Source organism: Streptomyces sp. ASQP_92, assembly GCF_025399895.1.
Classification (GTDB): domain Bacteria; phylum Actinomycetota; class Actinomycetes; order Streptomycetales; family Streptomycetaceae; genus Streptomyces.
On sequence record NZ_JAODUA010000001.1, the window covers coordinates 1,322,288 to 1,340,454 of the forward strand.

The 18,167-nt window shown below is 71.8% G+C and carries 16 protein-coding genes; 8 read left to right on the forward strand and 8 right to left on the reverse strand.

Translation table 11 applies throughout. From position 1 onward, the window contains the following. Positions 1–37 precede the first annotated feature (37 nt). The 6 genes from N4G70_RS05770 to N4G70_RS05795 form a co-directional block, all read right to left on the reverse strand. Positions 38–793 (reverse strand): SDR family oxidoreductase, encoded by a 756-nt coding sequence (locus tag N4G70_RS05770; protein ID WP_261711264.1) that lies wholly within the window; start codon positions 791–793, stop codon positions 38–40. 5 nt (positions 794–798) lie between these two features. Then, positions 799–2,607 (reverse strand): glycoside hydrolase family 15 protein, encoded by a 1,809-nt coding sequence (locus tag N4G70_RS05775; RefSeq protein WP_261711265.1) that lies wholly within the window; start codon positions 2,605–2,607, stop codon positions 799–801. Positions 2,608–2,637: 30 nt separating this feature from the next. Next, complete coding sequence (locus N4G70_RS05780; protein WP_261711266.1) at positions 2,638–3,429, reverse strand: SURF1 family protein; 792 nt, start codon at positions 3,427–3,429, stop codon at positions 2,638–2,640. A 62-nt stretch (positions 3,430–3,491) separates the two neighbouring features. Next, positions 3,492–3,725, reverse strand: coding sequence for a hypothetical protein (locus N4G70_RS05785; RefSeq protein ID WP_114036065.1), 234 nt, complete (start codon positions 3,723–3,725; stop codon positions 3,492–3,494). A gap of 53 nt (positions 3,726–3,778) precedes the next feature. Beyond that, on the reverse strand, positions 3,779–4,759 hold the full coding sequence (locus N4G70_RS05790; protein WP_261711268.1) for a DEDDh family exonuclease: 981 nt from the start codon (positions 4,757–4,759) through the stop codon (positions 3,779–3,781). Positions 4,760–4,984: 225 nt separating this feature from the next. Continuing rightward, complete coding sequence (locus tag N4G70_RS05795; RefSeq protein WP_261711269.1) at positions 4,985–5,611, reverse strand: TetR/AcrR family transcriptional regulator; 627 nt, start codon at positions 5,609–5,611, stop codon at positions 4,985–4,987. Positions 5,612–5,732: 121 nt separating this feature from the next. Between N4G70_RS05795 and N4G70_RS05800 the strand changes: the two genes are divergently transcribed. Genes N4G70_RS05800 through N4G70_RS05820 form a run of 5 tightly spaced genes read left to right on the forward strand, consistent with a single transcriptional unit; the run spans position 5,733 to position 10,678 of the window. Beyond that, a complete protein-coding gene (locus N4G70_RS05800; protein WP_261711270.1) occupies positions 5,733–6,530 on the forward strand; it encodes an acetoacetate decarboxylase family protein in 798 nt (265 codons plus the stop codon). Between the two features lie 2 nt (positions 6,531–6,532). Continuing rightward, positions 6,533–7,417, forward strand: a complete 885-nt coding sequence (locus N4G70_RS05805) for an SDR family NAD(P)-dependent oxidoreductase (RefSeq protein ID WP_261711271.1) — start codon at positions 6,533–6,535, stop codon at positions 7,415–7,417. 13 nt (positions 7,418–7,430) lie between these two features. Further along, a complete protein-coding gene (locus N4G70_RS05810; RefSeq protein WP_261711273.1) occupies positions 7,431–8,717 on the forward strand; it encodes an amidohydrolase family protein in 1,287 nt (428 codons plus the stop codon). Then, a complete protein-coding gene (locus N4G70_RS05815) occupies positions 8,714–9,940 on the forward strand; it encodes an amidohydrolase family protein (RefSeq protein WP_261711274.1) in 1,227 nt (408 codons plus the stop codon). The genes N4G70_RS05810 and N4G70_RS05815 overlap by 4 nt, the downstream gene beginning before the upstream one ends. A 24-nt stretch (positions 9,941–9,964) precedes the next feature. Then, positions 9,965–10,678 (forward strand): VIT family protein, encoded by a 714-nt coding sequence (locus N4G70_RS05820; RefSeq protein ID WP_261711275.1) that lies wholly within the window; start codon positions 9,965–9,967, stop codon positions 10,676–10,678. A gap of 3 nt (positions 10,679–10,681) precedes the next feature. On the opposite strand, the gene N4G70_RS05825 is transcribed toward N4G70_RS05820, so the two are convergent. After that, the gene (locus tag N4G70_RS05825; RefSeq protein ID WP_261711276.1) at positions 10,682–13,753 is read right to left on the reverse strand and encodes an NACHT domain-containing NTPase; all 3,072 of its coding nucleotides are present in this window, start codon (positions 13,751–13,753) and stop codon (positions 10,682–10,684) included. Between the two features lie 160 nt (positions 13,754–13,913). Here N4G70_RS05825 and N4G70_RS05830 point away from each other — a divergent pair, with 160 nt between their 5' ends. The 3 genes from N4G70_RS05830 to N4G70_RS05840 are packed head-to-tail and all read left to right on the forward strand — an operon-like array spanning position 13,914 to position 16,546. After that, positions 13,914–14,798, forward strand: a complete 885-nt coding sequence (locus tag N4G70_RS05830; RefSeq protein WP_261711277.1) for a sterol desaturase family protein — start codon at positions 13,914–13,916, stop codon at positions 14,796–14,798. After that, positions 14,795–15,484 carry a lysoplasmalogenase gene (locus tag N4G70_RS05835; protein ID WP_261711278.1) on the forward strand — a complete coding sequence of 230 codons (690 nt, stop codon included), beginning with the start codon at positions 14,795–14,797 and terminating at the stop codon, positions 15,482–15,484. Before N4G70_RS05830 ends, N4G70_RS05835 begins: the two co-directional genes overlap by 4 nt. Before the next feature lie 18 nt (positions 15,485–15,502). Continuing rightward, positions 15,503–16,546 carry a zinc-dependent alcohol dehydrogenase family protein gene (locus tag N4G70_RS05840; RefSeq protein WP_261711279.1) on the forward strand — a complete coding sequence of 348 codons (1,044 nt, stop codon included), beginning with the start codon at positions 15,503–15,505 and terminating at the stop codon, positions 16,544–16,546. Positions 16,547–16,596: 50 nt separating this feature from the next. On the opposite strand, the gene N4G70_RS05845 is transcribed toward N4G70_RS05840, so the two are convergent. Beyond that, positions 16,597–18,138 (reverse strand): S8 family serine peptidase, encoded by a 1,542-nt coding sequence (locus N4G70_RS05845; RefSeq protein WP_261711280.1) that lies wholly within the window; start codon positions 18,136–18,138, stop codon positions 16,597–16,599. Positions 18,139–18,167: the final 29 nt, after the last annotated feature.

Sequence of the window (18,167 nt, forward strand, 5' to 3'; positions counted from 1 at the left end):
CTCTTACCGGCCCCCCAACCCCCAACCCCCCGCCCCCTCAAAACCCCCTCCGAGCCCCCCCATCCACCGGCACCATCACCCCCGTCAGATACGACGCCGCAGGCGACAGCAGGAACGCCGCCACGCTCCCGAACTCCTCCGGCGTGCCGTAGCGCCGCAACGGGATGCGGGACTCGTTCGCCGCGCGAGTCGCCTCCGCGTCGCCGGACAGTTCGTCCAGCTGGCGGACCCGGTCCGTGTCGATGCGGGCCGGCAGCAGGCCCACCACGCGGATGCCGCGCGGGCCGAGCTCGTCGGCCAGGGACTTGGCGAAGCCCGCGAGGCCGGGGCGCAGGCCGTTGGAGATGGTCAGGCCGGGGATCGGCTCGTGGACGGAGCCGGACAGGACGAAGCCGATCACCCCGCCCTCCTCCAGCTCGTCCGCCGCCGCCCGGGCGAGGCGGACCGCGCCGAGGAACACCGACTCGAAGGCCGACTGCCACTGCTCGTCGGTGTTGTCCGCGACGAAGCCCGGCGCCGGGCCGCCCACACTGATCAGCACCCCGTCGAAGCGCCCGAAGTGCCGGCGGGCGGTGGCGATGAGCCGGGCCGCCGCCTCCGGGTCGGCGTTGTCGCAGGCCAACGGGTGGGCGCCGGGGCCGAGTTCGGCGGCGGCCTCGTTGAGCGTCTTCTCGTCGCGGCCGCTGACGACCACCTTCGCGCCGTCGGCGACGAGCGCGCGGGCGGACGCGAGGCCAAGGCCCCGCGAGGCCCCGGTGACGACGTACACACGGTCCTTCAGTCCAAGATCCATGCCGTCTATCCTGCCTCGTCCCCGCCGTCCGGCTCCAGTGCGCAGGCGGTGGCGACCAGGCCGATGTGGCTGAAGGCCTGCGGAAAGTTGCCGAGGTGGCGCTCGGCCCCCGGGTCGTACTCCTCGGCGAGCAGCCCCACGTCGTTGCGCAGCGTCAGGAGCCGCTCGAACAGTTCCCGCGCCTCCTTCACCCGGCCGGTCAGGCGCAGCGCGTCCGCCAGCCAGAACGAGCAGACCAGGAAGGTGCCCTCGTCGCCGGGCAGCCCGTCCACGGTCGAGCCGTCGGTGCTGTAGCGGCGCACGAAGCCGCTTCCGCCGAGTTCGGCGCGGACCGCGTCGACGGTTCCCACCACCCGGGGGTCGTCCGGGGGAAGGAAACCGAGGCGGGGGATGAGCAGGGTCGCCGCGTCCAGCTCCTCTGAGCCGTACGCCTGGGTGAAGGTGTTGCGGACCGGGTCGAAGCCCTTCTCGCAGACCTCCCGGTGGACCTCGTCGCGCATCTTGCGCCAGCGCGCGACGTCCCCGCGCAGCTCCGGTTCCGCCTCCAGGGTGCGTACCGCGCGGTCGGCGGCCACCCAGGCCATCACCTTGGAGTGGACGAAGTGCCGGCGCGGCCCGCGCACCTCCCACAGGCCCTCGTCGGGTTCGCGCCAGCGGGCCTCCAGGAAGCCGAGCAGACTGAGCTGGAGGTTCCAGGCGTGGGACTCGCTCTCCAGACCCGCCTGGCGCGCCAGGTACAGCGAGTCGATCACCTCTCCGTACACATCGAGCTGGAGCTGCTCGACGGCCGCGTTGCCGATCCGTACCGGTGCCGACTCCAAGTGGCCCTTCAGCCAAGGGAGTTCGACCTCGGGGAGCCTGCGCTCGCCCGACAGGCCGTACATGATCTGGAGGTCGGCCGGGTCGCCGGCGACGGCGCGCAGCAGCCAGTTGCGCCACTGGGCCGCCTCCTCCAGATAGCCGCCCGAGAGGAGTGCTTCGAGGGTGAGGGTGGAGTCGCGCAGCCAGCAGTAGCGGTAGTCCCAGTTGCGGACGCCGCCGAGTTCCTCGGGCAGCGAGGTGGTGGGGGCCGCCACGATGCCGCCGGTGGGGGCGAAGGTGAGCGCCTTGAGGGTGATCAGGGAGCGGATCACGGCCTCGCGGTAGGGGCCCTGGTAGCGGCAGCGCCCCGCCCACTCCCGCCAGCCGGCGAGGGACTGCTCCAGCGCCTCGTGCGGGTCGATGAGGGCGGGGCGCGGTTCGTGCGAGGGGTGCCAGGTGAGGACGAAGGCGACCTTCTCACCCTTGGCGACGGTGAACGAGGAGCGCGTGCTCATGTGCTGGCCCCACGTCTTGACCTCGGGTTCGCTGCGCAGCCACACCGAGTCGGGGCCCGCGATCGCCACCCGGTGCCCGTCCGAGCGCCGCACCCAGGGCACCACATGGCCGTAGTCGAAGCGCAGCCGAAGGACGGAGGACATCTCGACGGTGCCGCTGACGCCCTCCACGATGCGTACGACGTCGGGCGCCGTGTCGCGCTGCGGCATGAAGTCGACGACCTTCACCGTGCCCGAACGCGTCTCCCAGTAGGTCTCCAGGATGAGCGAATCATCCAGATAGGCGCGCCGGGAACACTGCCCGTAGGGGCCGGCCTCGGCCGGGGCGATCCGCCACTGGCCGTTGTCCTCGTCGCCGAGCAGCGCGGTGAAGCAGGCGGCGGAGTCGAACCGGGGCAGACAGAGCCAGTCGACGGAGCCGTCGCGGCCGACCAGGGCCGCGGTCTGGAGATCGCCGATGAGGGCGTAGTCCTCGATGCGTTGCGTACGTTGGGTCACGCCAAGGCGTGTTCCCGGCCGGACAATTCGCTAAGCAGCCGCGTGTTCGGGCGCCGCCACCGGCTCGGCGGCCGCGGCCAGGCGGTCCTGCTTCTCGCGCCGTACGAGGATGAACCAGCCGACCGGTACCGCGGCCGAGAAGAGCCACCACTGGACGGCGTACGCCATGTGCGGGCCGATCGAGCTGTCGTCGGGGGCCGGGATCAGCTCGGGGGAGTTGTCGGCCGGTTCGGGCCCGGTCTGCTCGATGTAGCCGCCGAGGACGGTACGGCCCAGGGCCTTGGCCTGCTGGGCGCTGCTGATCAGCATGACCTGGCGGGGCGGCAGGCCCTTGACGTCCTTGATGCCGCTGGCCGCGGTTGTCTGGTCGGCCATCAGGCGGCCGGTGACGGTGACCTTGCCGGCGGGCGGCGGGGGGATCTTCGGGAAGTCGCTCTGGTTGCCGTTGTCGGCGATCCAGCCCCGGTTGATCAGTACGGTCGGGCCGCCGCCGTCGAGGACGAACGGGGTGAGCACGTGGTAGCCGACCCGTCCGTCGGCGGCGGTCCTGCGCCGCACGACGACCTCGTGCGCGGTGTCGTAGCTGCCGGTGGCGGTGACCCGGCGCCAGTAGTCCGCGTGCGGGACGGTGTGGCCGGGCGAGGTGAGGTCGGTCACCGGGACCGGCCGGGACTTCAGGTTGTCGGCGATGATCGTGTTCTGGGCGACCTTGTGCTCGTGCCGGTGCAGCTGCCAGAAACCGAGCTCGATCATCGTGGGGATGAGAGCCAGGGCCAGGAGGGTGACGAGCACCCACTGCCGGGACAACAGGAAGCGGTACACCCCATGACCGTACAACTCGGGTCATGGGATGCGCCGGGTGGGGTGGCGGGAAGTACAGGGGGTCAGACCTTGTCGACGATGCCCGCCTTTCCCTCCGCGCGGGCGCAGTGCGCTCCGCAGTACCACGCGCCCTCGACCTCGACCCCCTGGCCGATGATCTGGACCCGGCAGTGTTCACAGATGGGCGCCATGCGGTGGATGGCGCACGAGAAGCAGTCGAAGACGTGCACCGCGCCCTGCGCGTGCACCTCGAAGGACATCCCGTAGTCGTTTCCGCAGACCTCGCAACGTGCCATGGGCCACAGGGTGGGCTCTGGGCGGCGCGTGCGGTGGGCGCCGCGCCCGGCACTCACCCGTCTGCCGGTGTCACGTCCCGCAGCAGTTGGGTGAAGGCGGCCTCGTCGACGACCGGTGTGCCGAACGACTTCGCCTTGACGGTCTTGGAGGTGGCCGAGTCGGGATCGTTGGTGACCAGCAGGCTGGTGAGGCGCGAGACGCTGGTCGCCACGTGCAGCCCCGCCTCGACGGCCCGGTCCTCCAGGAGCTCGCGGTCGACGGAGGTGTCGCCCGAGAACGCGACCCGCATGCCCTGCTTGAGCGGCCGGTCCGGCTCGTAGCGCCCCGGGTTGGGGTGCGGGCAGGCGGGGCGTTTGCGCGAGGCGCGCCAGGTGCCCGAGCCGCCGCGGTAGGAGGCCTGGTAGCCGATGCGGGGGGCCGCGGGGGAGTCCGTCCACTCGGTCAGCGGGCGGCATTCGAGCAGCGGCAGGCGCACGCCCCCGGCCGCGGCCGCGTGCAGGCTCGGCCGGAACGCCTCGGCCAGCACCCGCGCGTCGTCGAGCGCGTGGTGCGCGCGCTGCTGCACGACGCCGAAGTGCGCGGCGAGCGACTCCAGTTTGTGGTTGGGCAGCGGCAGCGCCAGCTCCTTGGACAGGGCGATGGTGCACAGACGCTGCTTGACCGGGGCGGTCCGCGCGGCCCGTGCGTACTCGCGGGCGATCATCTGCCAGTCGAAGATCGCGTTGTGCGCGACCAGGACCCGTCCGTCGAGCCGGGCCGCGAACTCCTCGGCGACCTCCGGGAAGAGCGGGGCGCCTTCGAGCACGTCACTGGTCAGCCCGTGGATCCACACCGGGCCGGGGTCGCGCTCGGGGTTGACCAGGGTGTACCAGTGGTCCTCGACGTTGCCCCGCGCGTCGAGCCGGTAGACGGCAGCCGAGATTATCCGGTCGTCGCGGGCGAGGCCGGTGGTCTCCACGTCGACGACCGCGTACCCCGGTGGGTAGGCGGTCGGCCACGTCGCTGCTGTCGTCAGGTCGTCGAGCATGGTCACAGAGAATACGGGCCCGCACTGACAGCGCGGGCCGCGGCCGGGGCCCCGACGGGATGCCCGGGGCCCGCCCCCGCCGGGGCACGCGCCCCAACCGGCGCCCGGAACAGGCGATATGGGCACCCCTCGGTCCGCGCGGAAGCCACCCCCTCGGGTGTGGGGATGGGGGCCGGGCCGCACCACCCGGCGGCTCGGGGCGGTCGAGGCGCACCCTCGCGCGCCCGTACGTCACGCCCCCGGATCCCCGAGCAGCCCCGCCACGAGCGCCCGGACCGAGTCGTCGAACAGCCGGTCCTGGTCCACCGGTGTGCCAAGGGCGCGGGCCAGCGCCGGGTCCTGTTCGGCCATGGCGGGATGCCACAGCTCCTCCTCGGCCGGGCGCTGGAGGGGCGCGCGCTCCCGGTTGCGCTCCACCAGGACGTACCCCACCACCTGGAACTGGACGGCCCGCACCGCCTGGGCCGCGCGGGCGCCGCGCAGCCCCGCCGCGTGCACCTCGTGGACCAGGGCCTGCTGGGCGGGCAGGAACATCCGCTCGGTCAGACCGCGTTCGTGGACCATCGCGATCAGATGCGGGCGGGCGCGCAGTTCGCGACGCAGGGCGCGCGCGACCGACACCACGCGCGCGGCCGGGGTGCGCCCGCGCGGCTCGATCTCACCCAGCTCCTCGACGGTCCGCTCGACCAGGGCGTCCAGGAGGGACTCGCGGTTGCCGACGTGCCAGTAGATCGAGGTGACCGCCGTGCCGAGTTCGGCGGCGAGCGCCCGCATGGTGAGGGCGGCCGGGCCGTGCCGTCTGACCAGGGATCCGGCCGCGAGCAGGACCTCCTCACGGGTGAGTGACGCGCGTGTCATGTCTGACGCTCCCTCAATTCCGGTGCCCGCACGGCTCTTTACCCTTCATCGGGCGCGGTGTAACTGTGTTACAGACCCCGAGGACCCCCCGAGGAGAACAGCTCGAGAAGGGTGGTACGACATGGCACGCGTACGGTACGGGGCGCGCACCGAGGCCGAGATCCAGGCCGCGCGCACCGCGAGCTCCAAGCTCCCCGACATCTGGTCGACCGGCGTGGTGGCTCTCTGGGAGAGCGACCCCGACGCGGTCGCGGCCGTCCTTCCGCCGCCGCTCAAGCCGGCCGAACGCCCCCTGGTGCGGGCCAACATCAGCAAGGTCGACCTGCCCGGCTATCCGCTCGGCGCGGGTTCGGTGGCGGTCGCCGCCGTGCACGACGGGCAGGAGGGCTGGTATCCGCTGGTCATGCCGATGACCCACGAGCGGGCCCTGATCGGCGGGCGCGAGGTGTTCGGCGAACCCAAGAAGCTCGGCGAGGTGGTCGTCGAGCGGGACGGCCTGGTGGTACGGGCCTCGCTCGCCCGGCACTCCATCGCGTTCGTCGAGGTGCGCGGCGCCGTCGACGGCCCGCTGCCGCTGCCCGAGCCGACGCTCAAGACCGACTTCTACTTCAAGTTCCTGCCGGCCGTGGACGGCGAGGGCTTCGACGCCGACCCCGTCCTCGTCCACTGCGTACGCAACGAGAAGGTGCGCAAACTGGAGCGGATCACCGGCGACGTGGTGCTGCGCGAGTCGATGTACGACCCGGTCGCCGATCTGCCGGTGCGCCGCGTCGTCGAGATCACCATCGGCGAGAAGACCACCGACCAGAAGGGCCGGGTGGTCGAACGGGTCAGCGCCCAGGCCCTGTTGCCCTACATCCACCAGCGCTACGACGACCCCCACCAGATCCTCGACGGGCCGCCCGAGGGGAGCGTCTGACCATGGAGCTCGGGCAGGGGCAGGTCGCGGTCGTCACCGGCGCCGCGAGCGGGATCGGGCTCGCGATGGCCCGGCGGTTCGCCGCCGAGGGCCTCAAGGTGGTCCTCGCCGACGTGGAGGAGGGCGCCCTGGAGAAGGCGGCGGGGCAGTTGCGCGAGGACGGGGCCCAGGTGCTCGCCCGCGTCGTCGACGTCAGCGAACGGGACTCGGTGATCGCGCTCGCGGACGCCGCGTACGACACCTTCGGCGCCGTGCACGTGCTGTGCAACAACGCGGGGGTCGGCTCCGGCGCCGAGGGCCGCATGTGGGAACACGAGGTCAACGACTGGAAGTGGGCCTTCGCGGTCAATGTGTGGGGCGTCTTCCACGGCATCCAGGCCTTCGTGCCCCGCATGATCGCGGGCGGCGAGCCGGGCCGCGTCGTCAACACCTCCTCGGGGGACGGCGGGATCGCCCCGCTGCCGACCGCGTCCGTGTACGCCGTCACCAAGTCGGCGGTCGTCACGATGACCGAGTCCCTGTACGCGCATCTGAAGGCGGAGGGCGCCGCGGTGGGGGCCTCGGTGCTCTTCCCCGGCCCGCACATGCTGCGCACCGGACTGTGGGAGTCGCACCGCAACCGGCCCGAGCGGTACGCCAAGGAGCGGCCGCGCAGGACCCCCTACCGCAGCCTCGACCAGTGGGAGGCCGCCATGAAGGCGGCGGGCCAGGAGATCGAGTTCACCCCGGTCGAGGCGGTGGCCGCGGAGGTCGTCGACGGGATCCGGGCCGACCGCTTCTGGATGCTGCCCGCCGGCGAGCACAGCGACCGCCAGATCAGAGCGCGGTCGCAGTCGATGCTCGACCGGGCGAACCCGGCCTACCTGGAACGCTTCATTCTGGACTGACGAGGGACGTGCGATGACAGCACAGATGGACCCGTACCTGATCATCTCCTCCGACTGCCACGCCGGGCTCCCCACCGAGGAGTACCGGCCCTGTCTGGACGCCCGCTTCCACCGGGAGTTCGACGAGTTCCTCGCGGGGCGCGAGCGCCGCCGCGAGGAGATGACCCGGCTCGGCGTACGCAACGAGGCCTTCGCCGACCGCTGGTTCAGCGACAACGAGGAAGGGCTGCGCGGGGGTTGGGACGCGGTGCAGCGCCTCAAGGAGCTCGACGGCGACGGGGTGGCCGGCGAGGTCGTCTTCCCCGACGCGGACGCCGTCGACAGCCGGACCGCCGCCCCCTTCGGCGTGGGCCTCGGCCTCTCCGGCGACCAGGACCCCGACCTCGGCATGGCGGGCGCGCAGGCGCACAACCGGTGGCTCGCCGAGTTCGTCGGCCAGCATCCCGAACGGCACTGCGGGGTCGCCCTGTTGCCGGTCACCGGTGAGGTCGACCGGGTCGTCGCCGAGATCCACCGCGCCAGGGAGTCCGGGCTCGGCGCGCTGATGATCCCCTCGATGTGGGTGGACAAGGCGCCTTACCACGACCGCCGCTACGACCCCGTCTGGGCGGCCGCCGCCGAGACCGGCATGCCCCTGGTGACCCACTCGGGCGCGGCCCCGCGCCACGAGTACGGCGACCATCTGGGGATCTACGTCAGCGAGGTGACCTGGTGGCCGGCCAGGCCGCTCTGGTTCCTGCTGTGGTCCGGGGTCTTCGAGCGCCACCCAGGGCTCAAGTTCGGGGTGGCGGAGTCGGGTTGCTGGTGGCTGCCCAACCTGCTGTGGTTCATGGACCGGCTCTACCTCGGCGCCCACGGCGGCAAGAAGCTCTCCCCGTTCGCCGAGCTGAAGCGGCCCCCGAGCGAGTATCTGGACCGCCAGCTCTTCGTCTGCGCGACCAACACCAAGCGACGCGAACTCGCCCAGCGCTACGAGATCGGCGTCGACAACATCCTGTGGGGCTCCGACTTCCCCCACCCGGAGGGCACCTGGCCCCGCACCCGGGAGTGGCTGAAGAACACCTTCCATGACATTCCGGTCACCGAGACCCGGCGGATGCTGGGCCTGGCGGCCGCCGAGGTGTTCGGCTTCGACACCGGCAAGCTCGCGCCGATCGCCCGCCGGATCGGGCCGACCCCGGCCGAACTCGGCCAGCCCGAGGACCAGTTGACGGTGGAGGCGTCCTGGGCGCGCTCGCGCGAGGTGGGCCGCCACTGGCTGACCGAACACGACTTCCCCGTCCTCGGGGTGACGCGATGACCGAGCGCTACACCGTCATCTCGGCGGACTGCCACGCCGGCGCCGACCTCCTGGACTACCGGCCCTACCTGGAGTCCAAGTACCACGAGGCCTTCGACGCGTGGGCCGCCACCTACGTCAACCCGTACGAGGACCTGCTGGCCGACGCGGCCGACCGCAACTGGAACTCCGACCGCCGGCTGGCGGACCTGGAGGCGGACGGCATCGTGGCGGAAGTGATCTTCCCCAACACGATCCCGCCGTTCTTCCCGAGCGCCTCCCTCATGGCACCCACCCCCACCCGCGAGGAGTTCGAGCGGCGCTGGGCGGGGCTGCGCGCCCACAACCGCTGGCTGGCCGACTTCTGCGCCCGGGCGCCGGGCCGGCGGGCGGGCGTCGCGCAGATCCTGCTGGGCGACGTGGACGAGGCGGTACGCGAGATCCGCCGGACCCAGGAAGCGGGTCTGACCGGCGGAATCCTGCTGCCGGGCGCCCCGCCGGGCTCGGGGGTGCCCGAGCTCTACTCCGAGGTGTACGACCCGATCTGGGCGATCTGCGCGGAACGCGGCATACCGGTCAACCACCACGGCGGGTCCGCGTCGCCGCCGCTGGGGGAGGAGCCGGCGGCCCGGGCGGTGTTCATGGTGGAGACGACCTGGTTCTCGCACCGGGCGCTGTGGCACCTGATCTTCGGCGGGGTCTTCCACCGCCACCCCTCCCTCAACCTCGTGCTCACCGAGCAGGGTTCGGGCTGGATCCCCGGCGTGCTCGACATGCTGGACTACTACCACGGGCGCCTGGTGGCGGCCGCGACGAAGGCGTCCACGGCGGAGTCCAAGTTCGGCAGCGGTCTCGCCGAGTCCATGGGCAAGGGGCCCTCCCAGGTGTGGCGGGACAACTGCTTCGTGGGCGCGAGCTTCATGCGCCCGCACGAGGTGCCGCTGCGGGACCGGATCGGCCTCGACAAGATCATGTGGGGCAGCGACTACCCCCACGACGAAGGCACCACCCCCTTCTCCCGGGAGGGCCTGCGCATCGCCTACGCGGGCCTGCCCAGCGACGAGGTCGCGGCGATGGCCGGCGGCAACGCGGCCCGCGTCTACGGCTTCGACCTGACCTCCCTGGACGCGATCGCGGCCCGGGTCGGCCCCACGGTGGCGGAGATCGCCGAGCCCCTGAAGGAGATACCGCCCGAGGCGACGAGCCCCGCGTTCGCCCTTGGCGGGTCGGTGCGCGTCTGGTGAGTACGGGGTGAGACCCTGCCCCGCATGAGCTCATCCGACCAGCACGACGAGGCGCACAACGGGGCCCTCGGCTCGCGGCTCAACTGGTTGCGGGCCGCGGTCCTGGGCGCCAACGACGGCATCGTCTCCACGGCCGGACTGGTCGTCGGCGTGGCCGGGGCAACCGACGACCGCTCCGCGCTCCTGACCGCCGGCCTGGCCGGACTGCTCGCCGGCTCCATGTCCATGGCGGCCGGCGAGTACGTCTCCGTCTCCACCCAGCGCGACTCCGAGAAGGCCGCCCTCGCCCTGGAGCGCCGGGAGCTGAAGGAGTCGCCCGAGGCCGAACTCGCCGAACTCACCGGCCTGTTGGCCGAGCGCGGGCTCAGCGAGGAGGTGGCCCGCGAGGCGGCCGTCCAGCTCACCGAACGCGACGCCCTGCGCGCGCACGCCAGCGTCGAGCTGGGCATCGATCCCGACGAACTCACCAACCCCTGGCACGCGGCCTGGGCCAGCTTCCTCGCCTTCACGGCGGGCGCGCTGCTCCCCCTCCTCGCGATCGTGCTGCCCCCCTCGTCGGTCCGCCTGTACGTGACGGTCGGCTCGGTCCTGGCCGCACTCGCCCTGACCGGCTGGTGGAGCGCCCGCCTCGGCTCGGCCCCGGCCCACCGCGCGGTCCTGCGGAACATGGGCGGGGGCGCGGTGGCGATGGCGGTCACTTATGCGGCGGGGGCGTTGCTGGGGGCGGTGGGGGTGTGAGCGTCAGTACCGCTCCAGGCGCTCGGGCGGGATGGACTCGGCACCCTGGACATCGGTCCTGCTGTACCGGATGTGGAGCCGGTCCAAGTGGGCGAGAGTGCTCAAATCGAGTCGACCGGTGCAGTTGTAAAGCGACAGAGATCGAAGATCCGGCAGCTCGCGCAGGATTCCCAGGCCCGCGACGAGACGGCAGTTACTCAGATTGAGGTAGGTCAGCCCGCAGTGCTGGATCAGTGCGGCCGGGTCGAGGGTTTGATGGTCACCGATCTGCAGGGTGCGTAGATTCCGCAGAGTGGAACGGTGCACCAGTTCGCCCGCTTGGAGGCCACCCGTGATAGTCAGGTTGCGGAGGTCGGGCCAACGCTCCAGACCGCTCAGGCTGATCCTCTCTGACCCCCGGTACAGACCCAATGTAAGGAGCCAGTCCGGGGCCGGAATGTCGGCAATACGCCGGGTCTCACCGGGGATCCCTAGTGCGAGAGCCTCCAGCCGGTCAAGTGCGGCCAGGGGTGTTAGGCAAAGGCGGGGCGAGAGCGTGGCGAGCGAGAGGTCGCGGAGGGCGGGCAGGCCGGAGACGGGTGTGAGATCCGTGATGGCCGGACAATTGTGTAGAGCCAGGCGCTCCAGGGCGTTGAGCTGAAGCAGTGGGACCAGGTCTTCGACGACACCGTTTGCGATGAGGTTCAAGGCGGTCAGGCCCGGGTGGGTGAGAACGACGTCCGGCAATGCGCAGTCGCCCTCCAGGTTGATCATCCGCATTCCTTGGAGTCGGCTCAGCTGAGCCACCTGCTCCTCGGTGCGTACACTGAGATAGGTATTTTCCCATTCCTGGGCCGGTCCCAGTACCTCTGTCACATATTCCGCTGCGTCAAACTTGCCCCAGGCCAGGCCGAGTTGGACCCGCACCCTGGGTCGCTTCTCACCTCGGAACCGCCTGATCGCGCCTAGCGCCGCATCCCCGCCAATCAGCCCCGCCGTCCGCACCGCAAAAGCCGCCTCGTCTTCGGTAAGCCCCTCCGGCCCCGGCAGCAGCTCAAGGACCAGCGGCCCCACCTTGGCCAGGGCTTCCGCCTCGTCCCACGAACGTGGGGGCATCAGTTCGCGGGCCCGCTCCTCCACGTCGGCCCACACGGCTGGGTCCAGCTCCGGGGCGTGCTCCAGGCAGGCCGCGGCCAGAAGTACCAGCCGGTGGCGCAGCCGCGGCGCGTGGTCGGCGCGGCGCAGCAACTGACGTAGTAGACGTGCCCGTTCGTCCGCCCGTGCGTGGCCCACCGCCATCCGCACCACGTCGTCCCATGTGTCGTCGTGCGCGTTGCGCACCAGGACGCCGAAGTCGCGCTCCTCCACCGCCGCCTTCGCGCCCAGATAGTCCTGGAAGGTGCGGTGGACGAAGCCGACCGCGCCAGGCATGGGCTCGCGAAGCAGCCCGCTGCGGATCAGCAGGTGGGCGAAGACGTGGTCGGGGTCGCCCGTCACCTGCGGCATCGCGCCGAGCCACTCTGTCACCATCGAGGCGACCTCGTCCCGGTCCGCCTCCGCGAGGCCGTTGCGGATTAGCCAGTACGCGAGCCGCTGGAGCAGGGCCGTCTGCTCGTCGCGGGTAAGGGTGACCCCCTCGACTCCGGTGATCTCCCGCTCGGTGTCCCGTCGCACGAGCAGCATGTCGAGCGCGGCGTCGTACAACTCTTTGCGGGCGCGGGGAAGTTGCATGCGTCGGTCCCGGTTCAGGGCGCACAGGAGCGCGCACATCAGCGGGTTGGTGGCGAGTCGCCCCAGGTCGCGGCGGGAGGCCACCGCCGTGAGCAGCGAGGCCTCGTAGGTGTCCAGGCGCTCCCGCTCCTCGGGCGCCGGGCAGGCGAGCCGCGCCGAGGCGTGCCAGTGGGCCACGAAAGCGCGGACATCCTCGCGCTCCATCGGCAGGAGCGAGTGCGCCACGAAGCCCTGGCCCGCCAGCCAATCCTCGGACACCGCCGACGGTCGGGTCGTGACGACGTATCGAGCTGCGGGGAACGCCGTCACCAAGGACTTCAGCCAGGCTTCGGTCCGGGCCCGCAGCCGCATAGGGACCTCGTCCACACCGTCCACCAGGACCAGTGCCCGGCCCTCCGACAGGAGCTGCCCGGCCCAGCCGGGCGCGGGCGTCAGCGGCACCCCGGCCGCCTGCAGGAAGTCCTGCGGCATCGGCAGCGACGCTGCCGAGGTGAAAGCCCGCAGGCGCAGGACGAAAGGAACACACCTGTTCCAGTCGGCCAGTTCGGGGCCGAAGGTCCGGCGGGCCGCGTTCAGCGCCAGCCACTGCACCAGCGTGGACTTGCCGGAGCCCGCCGGGCCGCGCAGCAGCAGTCGGCTGTTTCCGGCGAGCGCCTGCTCCACGCCCATCGTGGCGGCCCGCGCGTGGGGGAGCCCCACCGCCTGGCGGGGCTCCCCGCTGACCGCGAGGCTGATGTACGCCGTGTCCAGCGGCCATTCGCTCGCCGAGCGGCCCAGGGTCAGACCGAACAGTTCGAGTCGCCCGTGGATCTCGGCCACGTACCGCGCGTACGTCTCCTCGAAGGCGAGCGCGGCCGCCTCGGGACGGGGGCCGACCCGGTCGCGTACGTCCTCGATCAGGCCGCGCGCGGCCTGGGCCGACCTGGTCTGCTCCAGCGCCGCCCGGGCCGCGAAGGAGGGATGCGCGGTGAGCTGTTCCAGGACATGCGCGCAGCAGAGGGTGAGGAGTTCGTCATAGAGGGCTTCGCCGGGGCCGGGGTATGGGCGGCGCAGTTCGGCGGCGAGGCGGTCTGCGTCAAGGCCTAGCGAAAACAGGCGGTCCAAGCCGAGGGCGCCGGCTGCCGCGAAGCCGTCCCGAACCGCGTCGACGGCCGCCGCCCGCTCGTGCTCGGGCAGCGAGTCATGGGCTTCGTCGAGGCGGCGTCCCAGGACCTTCGCGAGACGATCGGGGGAGGCCTGTTTTGGCAGCGGGCGCAGCGGCCCGGCGACCAGACCTGCGCCCGGCCTCGGGGTCAGGACGGACTTCGCGACCGCCGAGACCACCGTGCAGGCAAGACGCAGCACCACAACTTCAAGGCCTGGCACCGTAATTGTCTCCCCCCAGAGCGCACCGGTACCGGCGATCGTACGCCGCACCCTCCGCACCGATTGGCGGAACTCACCAACGGCTGCTGACAACCCGTCTCGCATACTTGTCGGTAACAACATCTAGCCGGAGCCGCCACCCCGCCCCTACGGTGCAGGCATGTCGCCGAACCTGCCCGATGTCGTGCTGTGGTCGATACCCGCCTTCGTGCTGCTCACCGTCGTCGAGATGGTGAGCTACCGCCTCCATCCGGACGAGGAGGCCGCGGGGTACGAGACGAAGGACGCCGCCACCAGTGTCGGCATGGGGCTCGGCAGTCTTGTCTTCGACGCGCTGTGGAAGATTCCCATCGTCGCGATCTACACGGCCGTCTACGCGCTGACCCCGCTCGCCATCCCGGTCCTGTGGTGGACCGTGCCGCTGATGCTGCTCGGGCAGGACTTCTTCTACTACTGGTCGCACCGCGGCCACCATGTGATCCGGATCCTGTGGGCCTGTCACGTGGTGCACCACTCCAGCCGCAAGTTCAACCTCACCACCGCCCTGCGCCAGCCCTGGACGACCTGGACGGTGTGGCCCTTCTATGTGCCGCTCATCGCGCTGGGCGTGCACCCGGCGGTCCTCGCGTTCTGCTCGTCGGCGAACCTCGTCTACCAGTTCTGGGTGCACACCGAGCGGGTCGACAAGCTGCCCCGGCCCTTCGAGTTCGTCCTCAACACGCCCTCCCACCACCGGGTGCACCACGCGTCGCAGGGCGGCTATCTGGACCGGAACTTCGGCGGCATCCTGATCATCTGGGACCGGATGTTCGGCTCGTTCACGGCCGAGACCGAGCGGCCCGTGTTCGGGCTCACCAAGAACATCTCCACCTTCAACCCGCTGCGCGTCGCCACCCACGAGTACGCCGCCATCGCCCGCGACGTGCGCGCCGCGAGCACCTGGCGCGAGCGGGCCGGGCGGATCTTCCGCGGCCCGGGCTGGCAGCCGAGGACGCCGGTGGCGCCGGCCGCCGAGCCCGTCGCCGTGGCGGAGCGCGCCGTATGACGTCCCCCGGCGCGGGCGCCGTCCCGCGCGGAACGGCCCCGGGCGCCGACGCGCCCGCCGTGCCGCACCCCGGCGCCGTCGCCCCGCTCCTGGTGGCCTTCGCGTGCGTCTGCCTCGTCGACCTCGGCTCGCTGCTCGCGCACTGGCACCCCGGCCACCTACTCGCCAAGCCGCTCCTGATGCCGCTGCTCGCCGGGCACGTGTACGCGCGCGGCGGGCCCCGGCTGCTCGTCGCGGCGCTGCTGTGCGGCTGGGGCGGTGATGTGTTCCTGCTCTCGGACGCCGACCCCGCCTTCCTGCTCGGCATGGGCTGCTTCGCCGCCGGACACGTCTGCTACCTCGTGCTGTTCGGGCGCGGCAGGACGCATCCCGGGCTCGGCGCCGCCTACGGGGTCGCGCTGATCGCCACCGTCGCGGCGCTCTGGGCCGACCTGCCGGGCGGGCTGCGGATCCCGGTCGCCGGATACAGCCTGCTGCTCACCGCGATGGCCTGCCGCTCCTCCCGGCTCGGCCCGCTCGTCGGCCTCGGCGGGGCGCTGTTCCTGCTCTCCGACACCCTCATCGCCACCGGCGTGGCCGACTGGCCGCAGCTTCCGCGCCCCGACTTCTGGATCATGCTGACGTATCTCGGCGCGCAGTCCCTTCTCGCACAGGCGTACCGTGAAGGACCCCGAACCACCTCCTGACCGGCAAGGATCCGCACCATGCGCGCCACCGTCATCCACGCCCCCCACGACATCCGGGTGGAGGAGGTGCCGGACCCGAGGATCCAGACGTCCACCGACGCGGTCGTCCGGGTCCTGCGGGCCTGCATCTGCGGCAGCGACCTGTGGGCGTACCGCGGCGAGTCCGCGCGTCAGCCTGGGCAGAGGATCGGCCACGAGTTCCTTGGCCTCGTCGAGGAGACCGGGCCCGCGGTGCGCGGGCTGCGCAAGGGCGACCTCGTCGTCGCGCCCTTCGTCTGGTCCGACGGCACGTGCGACTTCTGCTCCGAAGGCCTCACCACCTCCTGCCCGCAGGGCGGCTTCTGGGGCTCGGTCGGCTCCGACGGCGGCCAGGGCGAAGCCGTCCGCGTCCCGTTCGCCGACGGCACCCTCGTCAAGCTGCCCGCCGACGCCGCCTCCGACGACCACCTGCTGACCGCGCTGCTCGCCCTGTCCGACGTCATGGGCACCGGCCACCACGCGGCGCTCGGGGCCGGCGTGCGGCCCGGCTCCACCGTCGCGGTCGTCGGCGACGGCGCCGTCGGCCTGTGCGGGGTGCTCGCCGCCAAGCGTCTCGGCGCCGAGCGGATCATCGCGCTCGGCCACCACCGGGCCCGTACCGACATCGCCAAGCTCTTCGGCGCCACCCATGTCGTCGCCGAGCGCGGCGAGGCCGCCGTGGACGCGGTGCGCGAGCTGACCCGCGGCCAGGGCGCGCACGCCGTCATCGAGGCCGTCGGCACCGAGCAGTCCATGCGCACCGCCGTCGACATCACCCGCGACGGCGGCGCCATCGGCTACGTCGGCGTCCCGCACGGCAGCGGTACCGGACTCGACCTCGGCGTCATGTTCGACCGCAACATCGCGCTGCGCGGCGGCGTCGCCCCCGTGCGCACCTACATCCCCGAGCTGCTCGCCGACATCCTCGACGGCACCATCGACCCGTCCCCGGTCTTCGACCTCACGGTCTCCGTCGAGGGAGTGCCCGACGGCTACCGGGCGATGGACGAGCGCACCGCCCTGAAGGTCCTCGTCAAGCCGTAACACGCCGGAGGGGGCCGCCCGCGTTCCGGACGGCCCCCTCAACTCACCTGCTAACGAACGGCGTTGAGCGCGTTGGTGATACCCGCCCCGTAGAAGCCGTTGTAGAACGCCCCGCCCTGGCAGACCGCGTCCGCCTTGCCGTCACCGTCGATGTCGTACGGCGTGGTGCACGGCGTACGGACCGCCCCGAGGGCGAGCAGCGCCTTGATCTCCCACGCCGAGGCGTACGGGTGCTGCGACTTCAGCAGGGCCGCCACACCCACCACATGCGGCGTCGCCATGGACGTACCCGCCATGTACCCCCAGGTCCCGCCGGGCAGCGGGCCCAGGATCAGACCGCTGGTGGCCGGGGCCTGGGGCGGCTGGTACGCGGTCGAGTCGCCGCCCGGCGCCGCGATGTCGATCACCCCGAGGCCGTAGTTCGAGAACGACGACTTCAGGCCCTTGGCGCCGGTCGCGGCGACCGTGACCACACCCGGGAGCTGGGTCGGGATGTCCAGGCACTCACGCGGGTCGACGACCCGGCTGCCCGGCGTCGAGTCGTTCGGGCTGGAGGAGTCGGTGATCGCGTCGGACGCGAAGTCGTAGTTCTCGTTGCCGGCCGCCGCCACGTTCACCGTGCCCTTGGACTCGGCGTACTTCGAGGCCCGCGTGATCGCCTCGACCAGCGCCTTCTGGTCGGGGTCGTTCTTGCAGTTGAAGTACCACGGGTCGGTGTAATAGCTGTTGTTGGTGACGTCGATGTGGTGCTCGGCCGCCCACATGAAGCCGCAGACCACGGCCTCGGTGTAGAAGAAGCTGCCGCCCTGCGTCGACACCTTGATGGCCGCGACCTTCACCCCGGGCGCCACCCCGGTGATGCCCACGCCGTTCTTGGCGCCCGCGATCTCGCCCGCCACATGGGTGCCGTGCGGGGAGCCGCCGGTGGTGAACGGGCGCCAGGCGCCGTCCGTGGTGTCCGGCTTGCCGGTGATGCAGCTCACCGACTTGGCGCGGTCGAAGTTCGGGGCGATGTCGGGGTGGGTGTCGTCGACGCCCGTGTCGATCACGCCGACGGTGACCCGGGAGCTGCCCAGGGTCTTCTCGTGCGCCTTGTCCGCCTTGATCGCCTTCAGGTCCCACTGCAACGGCTCCAGCGGATCCTCGCCGGGCGCCGCCTTCGCGGACAGCGTCCTCAGCTCCTCGGCGGTGATGTTCCTCGGCGTGCCGACATCGGTGGTGGACTGCGCGGGCAGCGGCGCGGTCCGGGTCGCGCCCGCCGAATCGACGCCCCTGACGGTGCGGATGGTCTTCGCGAAGTCCGCGTTGGCGGAGTGCACGACGAGCACGCCTATGCGGTCGTACGCCTGGAGCACCGAGCCGCCCGCCTGCTCGACGGCTCTGCGCACCCGGGCCGAATTGCCCTGCCCGGGGCGGACGTTGACGATGTAGCTCAGCTCCGGGCCGGTGCTCGACGCGGCCCGCGCGGGGGCCGGCCCGGCTCCGGTGGAAGCGGCCGACGCGGTGCCGGGCAGCAGCGCGAGCGCGGTGGCGGTGGCCAGACCCGCCGAGACGGCGACGGCGCGGCGCGTACGGGAGATGTGCAACGTCATGGGGTCTCCATGGGGTTGGCGGAACTCTC